This window comes from Streptomyces sp. NPDC055962, from assembly GCF_042270185.1.
Lineage (GTDB): Bacteria > Actinomycetota > Actinomycetes > Streptomycetales > Streptomycetaceae > Streptomyces.
Genome location: NZ_JBHJYN010000015.1, coordinates 157,224 through 164,485, shown reverse-complemented (window position 1 = coordinate 164,485; position 7,262 = coordinate 157,224). Strand labels below are relative to the sequence as shown.

The window sequence follows — 7,262 nt, the reverse complement described above, 5'->3', positions numbered from 1 at the left end:
CGTGACCGCCCGCGCACACCTCGGGGTGTGCGCGGGCGGTCACGTCTGCCACGGGGTTCGGCGCCCCGGTGGACGCGCGGTGGTCACAGCCCCCGGGGGCCGTCACCCGCCGCCGTGGACTCGGCCAGCTTCTGGAACTCGCCGAGGTCGTAGTTGGCGAGAGCGGAATCCAGGTTGGTGAGGGCGCCCAGGTGCTCGACGAATCCGCTGGGGTCGTACTCGATCTGCAGGGCGACCCGGCTGTGCGTGTCGTCGAGCCGGTGGAAGGTGACCACACCTGCGTGGTGCACGCCCTCGATCGTCTTCCAGGCGATGCGGTCCTGCGGGACGACCTCGGTGAGCTCCGCGACGAAGCCCTTGTCCGCGCCGGGCAGGGACAGCTGCCAGGAGAACCGGCGCTCGTCCATCGGGTCGACCCTCCGCACATGGCTCAGGAACTTGGGCCACTGCGTCACATCGCTCCACAGCGCCCAGGTGACGCTGACGGGGGCCTTGATATCGACGGTTTCGACGAGGGAGGCGGACATGGAGAACAACCCCTTCATTCACTCGGTTACGCCTTGCGCTGCCGACTACCCGGTAGTCGGCAGCGCACGCATGTCCGCGCGCTTCCCGGTCACCCCGCCCGGCCCCCCGGCTCACGTCCGCGCACACTCACGACGCCTGGAGTGCGGCGCTCCAGACAGCGCTCTCGACGTAGTGGTTGTCGAAGCGCCGGGCGGACTCGGCGATCTCCTTCGGGTCCGCCTCCCCCCGCATGACCCGGTTGAGCAGACGCAGGTACGCGAAGCGGTCCATGTGCCGGTCGAACACGAACAGCACGTCGGCGGTGCAGCCCGGTGCGGCGGCGAAGGCATGCGGGGTGTGCGGCGGAACCGCCAGGAAGTCGCCCTCCCGCAGGACGGTCACCTCGTCGCCGACGAGCACGCGCAGGGCTCCCCCGAGTACGAAGAACAGCTCGGTCGCCTTCGTGTGGAAGTGGGCCGGCGCCCCCACCGCTCCTTCGGCGAAGGACGACCGGTAGCTGGTGAAGCCTCCGTCGGCGGTGCGGCCCTCGCCGAGGAGCCGCATCACACTGCTCGGATCGACGGTGGTCTCGGCGTCGGCGTGGCGAGTGAGCACCGGAAGGGGCGAGTCGATCGTGTTCTCCGTCATGGACACGACTTTATGACGTCACCGGCCCAGCACCGAGGGCCACTTGGGGGTATCAATCATGGGCCAATCAGCATCGGGGGTACCACCGGCGCGCCCTGGCGGTGACGCACTCCGGCGCACCTCACCCGCCGCGCAGCACCCGTTCGGGCGCCGTTACCTCCACGGTCGCCGCGTTCTAGGGTGAGACGGTCCCCCGCCGCGCTGCCGTTGCGCCCCGAGAGCCCGTCGTACCGGACCGGGCAACGGCGCGGCGCGGCCGGCCGCGAGGAGGATGCCCGTGAGCAGCTACGACCAGATGATCCTTTCGGACGACCCGGTGCTGTTCCTGCGACTCGGCGGAGCCGGCACCGAGGTCTCGCCGGGCGGACCGACCGCGACGTACCACGGCTCCCCCGGGCACACGCACCTGCCCAACGGCGACCCGGCGACCCTGTTCGACGGCGCGGGCGGACAGTACGTCGACGTGCCCGACAGCGACGCCCTGTCCGTCTCCACCACGGGGACACTGACCATCGAGGCCTGGCTGCGCCCGGACGTGCTGGTCTTCCCCCGTACGGAGGGATCCGGTTACGTCCACTGGCTCGGCAAGCTCACCTACGCCACCGTCAACCAGTGCGAATGGGTCGCGCGGATCTACTCGGCGGACAACACCGAGGGCCGCCTCAACCGGGTCTCCGGTTACGCCTTCAACCCGCCGGGCGGGCTGGGCGCAGGATCGTACTTCCAGGACACGCTCCGGCCGGGCGAGTGGATCCACTACGCGCTCGTCATCACCACCGCACCGGACGGCCCGGCCGTGCCGCCGGGGCGGACCAAGATCTTCCGGGACGGCCGGCTGCGCGACAGCGACGCCCTGGCCGACTACGACATCGTCCCCGGGAACACCACGTCCCCCCTGCGGATCGGCAGCGCGGCCCTGCGGTCCTTCTTCCTCGGCGGGATCGGCAAGGTCGCGGTCTACCCGCGGGAACTGACCGAGGCACGCCTCGCGGAGCATCACGCGGCCATGACCGCGGACTGACCGGACGGCCCCCGAAGGACGGTCGGCTCCCCGCGGCGGGCCCTCCGCGGAGAGCGCGAAGGGCCCGCCGGTCGGGGGGGGCACCCTGTACGTGCCTCAGCCAGGTCCGCCGTCGCCGGAGGCCGGACCCCGCGCCGTGCGCCGTGCCCGCGACAGCCGGGTGTTCCCGATGGGGCGGTCAGAGGGCGACGACCGCCTCCTCGCGCATCCAGCCGCGGCCGTCCGCTGCCGCATCGGTGGCGACCAGCACGTAGCCGTACTCGTTGTACGCCGCGCCCTCGCAGGTCGATGCTCCGACTATGTCTCCCGCCTGCTTGGTCTTGACGACCACGCTGTTCGGATTCGGGTTCTCGTACACGCCCGCGGTCGGCCACACGACCTTGTACTGGCATCCGGCCTGAGCGGCGGCGCCGGCACCCGGGGCGGTGGCGAGCGCACCGGCGAGGCCGAGCGCGGTGACCAGGGCTGCGGAGGTGAGACGGGACAGGCGCATGAGTGGTGACGCTCCTCAGGAGTCGACGATGTGTCAGCGCACAGAATGGCAGGCCCCGGAAGCCTCCGCTCCACCCCTTCCGTTTTCGAACAGATCCTGTCCGCCCGCACTCCGGCCCGGTGCAGGAGCGTGTGCGGCACGGAGACGGCCGTGCTTCATTGGACCGGTGATCCGCGACACGGGTGCGGATCCCCCGAGGAGAGGCCTGTCATGAGATTCGCGGTCGTCGGTGGTACCGGGCTGATCGGTTCGAGGGTCGTGAAGAAACTGGATGCCGCCGGGCACGAAGCGGTGCCCCACTCGACGTCCACGGGCGTGGACGTCCTCACGGGCGAGGGCCTCGACCGGGCGGTCGCCGAGGCGGACGTGATCGTCGACCTGACGAACTCCCCGACGTTCGACGACGCCTCACCGGCCTTCTTCCAGCAGTCGATGGACAACCTGCTGGAGGCCGGGCGGAAGGCGGACGTGGGTCACTTCGTCGTGCTGTCGATCGTCGGCGTGGACCAGGTGCCCGAGCTGGACTACTACCGCGCCAAGACCCTCCAGGAGAAGGTCCTCGCCGCCGGACCGCTGCCGTACTCCGTCGTCCGCGCCACCCAGTTCATGGAGTTCGTCGACTCGATCCTGAGCTGGACCTCCGACGCCGGCACCGTGCGTCTGCCCACGACCCCCATCCAGCCCATCGCCGCCCAGGACGTCGCCGACGCGGTCGCCGCGGTCGCCTCCGGCGAACCCCTGCGGGGGATCCACAACGTCGCGGGGCCCGAGGTCTTCCCTCTCGACGAGCTCGGCAGGATCACGCTCGCGGCCCGTTCCGACAGCCGTACCGTCACCACCGACGACACCGCCGGCATGTTCGCCGCCGTGCGCGGAGACGTCCTCACGGGCCCGGCCGACGCCTCGCTCGCCCCCACCCGTTACGCGGACTGGCTTGCCGCCCGCTGAGAGCAGAGGCGCGGGCCTCCGCCGCACGACGGCCGGGACCCGTGCGGCGGACCTCGCCCACGCGGCGAGACGCAGATCACACCCCGGCTGCTGTCACATGTCCGGGGTCTCCACGGTCAGACGTGTGTATCCGCAACACGGCTAGGAGAACCTCGTGGAATCACGTCTCGACTACTTCGGCAACCCTCTCGCGGGGAAGGTGCTGAAGCACATCAACTCGGCGGGCAGAGCGGTGGCGGACTCGACGCTCCCGGCCTCCACCCAGGAACTGGTGAAGATCCGCTCCAGCCAGATCAACGGCTGCGGCTTCTGCACCGACATGCACACCAAGGACGCCGCACATGCCGGGGAGAGCGCGCAGCGCCTCCACCTCGTCGCGGCCTGGCGCGAGGCCACGGTGTTCACCGACGCCGAGCGCGCGGCCCTGGAGATCACGGAGCAGGGCACCCGCATCGCCGACGCCGCAGGTGGTGTCACCGACGAAGCCTGGGCGAACGCGGCCGAGCACTACGACGAGGACCAGTTGGTGGCACTGATCTCGCTGGTCGCCGTCATCAACGCCTACAACCGCATCAACGTCATCAACCAGCAGCCCGCCGGGAGCTACCAGCCCGGCCAGTTCGGCTGAACCTGCGACGGCCCCCGGCCGGTGGCCCGCCCCCTCGCCGCACCGACGGCGCGGGGAACGGCCACCGGCACCGGGCACCCCGGCGTAGGCTCGGCCCATGGTGCGGAGCGAGGCGTCGGATGTCGACCAGTACATGGCCGCGGTGCCCGAGGACCGCCGGGACGCCATGCGCGGACTGCGGCAGCTGTGCCGCACCGAGCTCACGGGGTTCGAGGAGGTCATGGCCTTCGGCATGCCCGTGTACGAACGGGACGGTGCCGCCGAGATCGCCTTCGCGAGCCAGAAGCAGTACCTCTCCTTCTACCTCATGCGCGGCGACGTACGGCAGGCGTTCGAGGCACGACTGGCGGACCAGGACATGGGCAAGGGCTGTCTGCGCTTCCGTACTCCCGGAAGCATCGACTTCGGCCTCGTCCGCGACCTTCTGAGGGCCACCGCCCGATCGCCCGGCACGGTCTACTGACAGCGGCTGCCCGGCGGTGCCGGGACGGGTGCGGGCCGCCGCTCCGGCACCACGCGACCGGTCACCGGCTCGCGCCCCGGCAGCGACCGCATCCCGCTGTGACGGCTTGTAGCCTGACGGTCCAGGGCTGGAGGACACCTATGCGCGCCGCGGACGACCCGCACTCCCTCGAACGGGCCACGGAGGAATTCCTGGGAGCGCGGCCGCAGCTCTTCGGCATCGCGTACCGCGTCCTCGGCAGTGCCGTGGAGGCCGAGGACATCGTCCAGGAGGCCTGGCTGCGGTGGCAGGGGACCGACCGCTCAGCCGTCAGGGAACCGGCCGCGTTCCTGGCCACGGTCACGACGCGCCTGGCGATCAACCTGGCCCGGTCCGCCAGGGTGCGCCGTGAGTCGTACACCGGCCCCTGGCTTCCCGAGCCGGTCGACACGCGTACGGATCCCCAGCTGGGCGCGGAACGGGCGGAGGCCCTCGACCTCGCCGTGCTCTTCCTCCTGGAGAAGCTGAATCCGGTCGAACGTGCCGCCTACGTGCTGCGTGAGGCCTTCGACTACCCGTACGAGCGGATCGCCGACATCCTGGAGACGAGCGGGGCCCATGCGCGCCAGTTGGTGAGCCGCGCCAGGAAGCACCTGTCCGCCGAGCGCAGGGAGCCCGTCAGCTCCGCCGACCACCGAAGGCTCCTGGAGGTCTTCCTGGCCGCGGCGCGGAGCGGGCGTCTGTCGGCTCTGGAGGACGTACTCACGGCGGACGTCGTCAGTCACTCCGACGGCGGAGGGGTGCGCGGGGCGTCCAGGATCCCGGTGGCCGGGCGCCCGCAGGTCTCCAGGTATCTCGTCGCCTTCGCGCCCCGCTTCTGGCCCGGGACCGAGGTTCGCCGGGTCGAGGCCAACGGACGGCCGGCCGCCCTCGTGATGGCCGGGGGCCGGGCCGTGGCGCTGCTGTCCGTCGACGCGTCGGCACGCGGCATCGAGCACCTCATGTGGGTGATGAATCCCGCCAAGCTGGCCCCGTACGTGGACGCGCTGGACGGGTGAGGCGAACCCTCGCGGCCACGGACGATGCCGGCGCCGCTCGTCGCTGTCCGTACGGCGGCGGGCTCACCCCCGTACGGACGGCGACAAGCGGCACGTCCTCTCAACGGGTGGCGTAGTACAGGGCGTTGCGTGGGGTGTCCGGGAGGTAGAGCACATCGCGGCCGTCGGAGTCCCGTCGCACCGAGAGCCGGTCCGCGCTCACGCCCGGCGCGGCGGACTGCGCGGTCCAGGATCCGTCTGCCGACTGGGTCGCGGCGAAGACCCGGTCGGTGCCCGAGGTGGTCACGTAGTAGACCCGCTTGGCGTCCGTCTCGTCCCACGTGATGCCGAGGGCGGCCGCGGTCTGTCCGCCGGCGTACACGGTCTTGCCGACCCAGCCGCCGCCGCTCGGATAGGCGTAGTACACGCGGAAGTGACCACCGCTGTCGGCCGAGCGGTAGCGGTAGGCGACCTTCGGGGTGGAGCCGTCGAGGGTGAGCTTGGCACTCTGCACCGCAGGACCGGTGTACGCGTTGTCGGCGCTCCACTCCTCGCCCGCGGTGAGGTCCTGGACGACGTCGGAGGTGGCGGGCGTGACGGGGGTGGTGACGGTGGTGTTCGTACTGTCCGTGAAGGCGCCCGTCGACGGGTCGTAGGTGAGGTAGGAGAGCTGGTGGCGGAACGCGGTCGCCGGCGCCTTCGCCCACTCGTAGAGGAGGTGCACGCGGCCGGAGGCGTCCACGGTGAGGTCGTCGGGGTACACGGAGCGGTACAGCGCGCTCGCGAAGGTCGCGACGACGCTCCAGCGGGAGTTGGCGTTGTCCCAGCGGTACAGCTTGCCGGGGCGCTGGTCGTAGCCGGTACCGACGCGGGCGGCCAGATACAGGTCCCCGTCGGGCGCTGTGGTGACGACCGGGTAGGTGATGCCCACACCCTGGTCGGGCAGTTCGGACGCGTGGTCGGTGACGTTCCCACCGGGTGCGTCGGTGCGGAAGTAGCGCCAGGAGTCGGCGTGCATCGAGGTGAAGACGTGCAGACGGCCGCTGCCGTCGCGCGCGACGGACGGCTGGTTGTGGCCGTTGTCGTCGGGGAACTCGGCCTGCTGCCCATCACTGTTCAGCAGCGGCAGCCGGCTCCATGCCCCGTCAGGGTCGCGGCGTGCGAGGGCGGGCTTGTGCGTCGCGGCCGTCGAGCCCGGCTCGTTGAACGCGAAGTACGTGTACTGCCCGCGGCCCTTGTACGTGGCGACCGGCGTCCACCACGCGGCCTGGTTCGACGAGTCCATCGCGTACGGGACCTTCTCGATCACCGTCGCCGCGGCTGCCGTGGTCCCCGCTGTGTCGGCCCCTGCGGCCGGGGCGGGCAGGAGGAGAGCGGCCAGGGCCGCGGCCGACGCGGTGTACGTACGTACCGTGGGACGTCGCAAGATGAGCTCCTTCGCGGGTGCGTGTGCGGGCGTGGGCGATGACGCGGACAGCAGCGGCCCCTGGGGCCGGCGCGGTCGTCGTGCGGGGTGACGTGCGAAGCAGGGCCCGGCG

The 7,262-nt window shown here is 71.2% G+C and carries 9 protein-coding genes; 5 read left to right on the top strand and 4 right to left on the bottom strand.

What is annotated here, in order from left to right:
- Positions 1-83 precede the first annotated feature (83 nt).
- On the bottom strand, positions 84-527 hold the full coding sequence (locus ACFC51_RS31655; protein WP_376378296.1) for an SRPBCC family protein: 444 nt from the start codon (positions 525-527) through the stop codon (positions 84-86).
- A gap of 127 nt (positions 528-654) precedes the next feature.
- Positions 655-1,155, bottom strand: a complete 501-nt coding sequence (locus tag ACFC51_RS31650) for a cupin domain-containing protein (protein ID WP_376378300.1) — start codon at positions 1,153-1,155, stop codon at positions 655-657.
- A gap of 277 nt (positions 1,156-1,432) precedes the next feature.
- Between ACFC51_RS31650 and ACFC51_RS31645 the strand changes: the two genes are divergently transcribed.
- A complete protein-coding gene (locus ACFC51_RS31645) occupies positions 1,433-2,176 on the top strand; it encodes a LamG-like jellyroll fold domain-containing protein (RefSeq protein WP_376378302.1) in 744 nt (247 codons plus the stop codon).
- 178 nt (positions 2,177-2,354) lie between these two features.
- Here the strand turns inward: ACFC51_RS31645 and ACFC51_RS31640 are convergent, their stop codons facing one another.
- The gene (locus ACFC51_RS31640) at positions 2,355-2,669 is read right to left on the bottom strand and encodes a glycosyltransferase (RefSeq protein WP_376378305.1); all 315 of its coding nucleotides are present in this window, start codon (positions 2,667-2,669) and stop codon (positions 2,355-2,357) included.
- Positions 2,670-2,879: 210 nt separating this feature from the next.
- Here ACFC51_RS31640 and ACFC51_RS31635 point away from each other — a divergent pair, with 210 nt between their 5' ends.
- From ACFC51_RS31635 to ACFC51_RS31620, 4 genes are all read left to right on the top strand, one after another.
- Positions 2,880-3,617 (top strand): SDR family oxidoreductase, encoded by a 738-nt coding sequence (locus ACFC51_RS31635; RefSeq protein ID WP_376378308.1) that lies wholly within the window; start codon positions 2,880-2,882, stop codon positions 3,615-3,617.
- A gap of 154 nt (positions 3,618-3,771) precedes the next feature.
- On the top strand, positions 3,772-4,245 hold the full coding sequence (locus ACFC51_RS31630; protein WP_376378311.1) for a carboxymuconolactone decarboxylase family protein: 474 nt from the start codon (positions 3,772-3,774) through the stop codon (positions 4,243-4,245).
- Positions 4,246-4,342: 97 nt separating this feature from the next.
- Positions 4,343-4,708 carry a DUF1801 domain-containing protein gene (locus ACFC51_RS31625; protein ID WP_376532095.1) on the top strand — a complete coding sequence of 122 codons (366 nt, stop codon included), beginning with the start codon at positions 4,343-4,345 and terminating at the stop codon, positions 4,706-4,708.
- Between the two features lie 140 nt (positions 4,709-4,848).
- Positions 4,849-5,745: an RNA polymerase sigma-70 factor gene (locus ACFC51_RS31620; RefSeq protein WP_376378317.1), complete on the top strand. Its 897-nt coding sequence runs from the start codon at positions 4,849-4,851 to the stop codon at positions 5,743-5,745.
- Positions 5,746-5,845: 100 nt separating this feature from the next.
- On the opposite strand, the gene ACFC51_RS31615 is transcribed toward ACFC51_RS31620, so the two are convergent.
- Positions 5,846-7,150, bottom strand: a complete 1,305-nt coding sequence (locus ACFC51_RS31615) for a BNR-4 repeat-containing protein (RefSeq protein WP_376378320.1) — start codon at positions 7,148-7,150, stop codon at positions 5,846-5,848.
- Positions 7,151-7,262 lie beyond the last annotated feature (112 nt).